Source organism: Cyanobacteria bacterium GSL.Bin1 (genome assembly GCA_009909085.1).
Taxonomy (GTDB): Bacteria; Cyanobacteriota; Cyanobacteriia; order Cyanobacteriales; family Rubidibacteraceae; genus Halothece.
In genome coordinates, this window is sequence record JAAANX010000005.1 from 1 (window position 1) to 2681 (window position 2681).

General features: G+C 45.6%; 2 protein-coding genes and 1 pseudogene. All 3 read right to left on the reverse strand.

Annotated features, from left to right (window positions below; all coding sequences use genetic code 11):
• Nucleotides 1-1099: chorismate synthase (gene aroC, locus GVY04_00150; GenBank protein ID NBD14591.1), on the reverse strand; the 1099-nt coding region annotated here is incomplete at its 3' end.
• Between the two features lie 67 nt (nt 1100-1166).
• Nucleotides 1167-1697: a hypothetical protein gene (locus GVY04_00155; GenBank protein ID NBD14592.1), complete on the reverse strand. Its 531-nt coding sequence runs from the start codon at nt 1695-1697 to the stop codon at nt 1167-1169.
• Nucleotides 1698-2363: 666 nt separating this feature from the next.
• Nucleotides 2364-2579: pseudogene (locus GVY04_00160) on the reverse strand (type II toxin-antitoxin system RelE/ParE family toxin).
• Nucleotides 2580-2681: the final 102 nt, after the last annotated feature.

Genomic DNA, 2681 nt, shown 5'->3' on the forward strand with positions numbered 1-2681 from the left:
ATTCCCCTTGCTCGAAAAGATGGCATTGGGCGCGATCGCGCATCAGATGATCGCATAAAACTAGAGCCACCATCGCTTCTACCATCGGCACCGCCCGGGGTAGGACACAAGGGTCATGACGTCCTTTTGCCGCGAGTTCTGTCGCTTCACCACTACGGGTAACGGTTTCCTGGGCTTTCCCAATCGTCGAGGTGGGTTTAAAGGCAGCCCGGAGGATAATCGTTTCCCCATTACTGAGACCGCCTTGGATGCCGCCGGAATAGTTGCTCCGCGTGCGAATTTTCCCGGTTTCATCGGTATAAAAGGGATCATTGTGTTCACTACCGAGGAGTAAGGTCCCAGAAAAGCCCGAACCAATTTCAAAGCCTTTACTCGCGGGCAGAGACATCACCCCTTTCGCTAAATCGGCTTCTAATTTGTCAAAAACCGGTTCCCCCAGTCCTTTCGGGACATTTCTCACCACACACTCAACCACCCCACCAATGGAATCTTTTTCCCGTCGAATTTGGTCAATCAGATCAATCATCTGCTGGGCGCATTCCTCATGAGGACAGCGGACAATAGTGGCTTCGACGTCTTCCCGAGTCACCGTATTGGGATCAATGGGGGCTTCTAAATCTTTAATGCGTTTAACGTAGCCGACAATTTCCACTCCCGCCCATTGCTTAAGAATCTTTTGGGCAATTGCCCCGGCTGCCACTCGTCCAATGGTTTCTCGCGCCGAAGAGCGTCCCCCACCTTGCCAGTTGCGAAAGCCGTACTTGGCATCATAGGTGGCATCAGCATGGGACGGGCGATAGGTGGTTGCCATTTCGCTGTAATCTTGGGGGCGGGTATCTTGATTCGGAACCAAAATCGCGATCGGTGTTCCGGTGGTTTTCCCTTGAAAGACCCCCGAAAGAATTTGACAGGTATCGGTTTCTTTACGAGGGGTTGTAATTTTACTTTGTCCGGGTCGCCGGCGGTCTAACTCCACTTGGATTTCCTCAGCCGACAGGGGAAGTTGCGGGGGACACCCATCAATGACGACACCCACACCCCCACCATGTGATTCACCAAAGGTACTGATCCGAAAAAGTTGTCCGAAGATGCTACCCATAAAATTTGTACTGTAATTGTGATGAATAAGGCGATAGAGTACCTATTCTACCAAGTTTGACGAGCCCTCAGCGGTCGCGGAACTCTACCACATTCTCTTTGATTACCACGTCATAACGACTAAAGAAGTTTTGTCCCAATAACCCTGTGGATAATGCTGGAGAAATCACCACAACTACATCTTTAGCCTCTGCACCTGCAGCATTAATCGAGTTGACTCGTCCAGCAGGAAACTTAACGCCTCTCTGACTCGGTGTATTGGCAACAATTATTCCTTCTTGTTGAATCCCTAATTGCTTAGCAATTTTATCCGGCAATAAAGTGGCACTTGCCCCGGTATCCACCATCATTTCAACGGTGGGTTGATTGTTAAAGCTCACTTCAATAATGGGAATTCCCGCTTGGCGACGTTTAATCGGTGCTCGAAAGACCCCAGGCGTGGTCGCAGTCGCAGTCCGATTTTCACATAAACCGTTGAGATCAACCGGACGACCATTACTGTCAAGCATATAACAGCCTTGGTGTTCTTGAGCCTGACTAGGATAAGGAAAGAAAGAAAGTCCGAGGCAAAAGGTCAGGAGGGTTAATTGTCGCTTCATGCTTCTTTTCGGGATTTAAGTAAACATTGTTCTAATATAGCGGTTTATCTTCCTGATTGTGTCCAAAATTTTCGTAATTTAAATTATTCTTTTTTTTGATCTAGACTTAAAAATAATTATGATTTAATCAGTTCTTCTGTCTTATTCCGTCCCAGGGCTGCTCTCATTATTCAGTCCACTGCAACGGGTTTATTAGGCGGAAACTTTCGGGATATCCACCCTGTGTGGAGCAAAAAGCAGAAACTTTCGGGATACTTACCCTACTTAATATTTTGTGATTAAAATTATTTTAAAGAGGTGATTAGAGCAGAAATCGCCGACATTAAATGTATAAAAGACTCGCTGTTGCTCAGTTGCAATTACTAACTGCTGTTCAGCAGTGTAGCCGGTAGTAAGCATTTCTCCGACACTGGTTATACTATTTCTGAAAACGATTGCTACAAATTGAACCACAGAGTCACAGAGAACACAGAGAATGGAAGCACTGGGACTGTCACTTCCAACCTGAGAGATGGTATTACATCCACACTCCTAGATCTCAGGGCATTGAGGAATCTTCGATCCATTGCATCTACATCAATTAGTAGCCGAATGTCGCTCATGCAGAATAGTTGGGATTAGCAAGTTGTTTTTCAAAGGGAGAAGGGAATCATCAATAAATAATCATCAACTGGATTCTTCAAACAGTGATGGGAAATCACGATGACCACTGACAACTCTCAAGATTTCAATGCCATCATCAAGAATTCTATAAAAAATGATGAACCCTTCTAAAGAGATTCCTCGGAGTCCAGGTCGGATTTCTGTGTAGCTTTTACCGCTGTTTGGAAAAGCGACAAGTTGCTGACACTTGCGATTAAACGCATTAAAGAATCGCTCACCCTACATTCAGCAGGTTGGCTAAAGAATAAGATATTTATAGAAAGTCTTTCAATTTCATCCCTTGAAACAGAACCAACCTATTGAAATCGATGTTCAGGACAT

What these genes read in the sequence shown, in the direction of transcription:
- GVY04_00155 (NBD14592.1), bottom strand. Translation starts at nt 1,697, where the DNA reads ATGAAGCGACAATTAACCCTCCTGACCTTTTGCCTCGGACTTTCTTTC.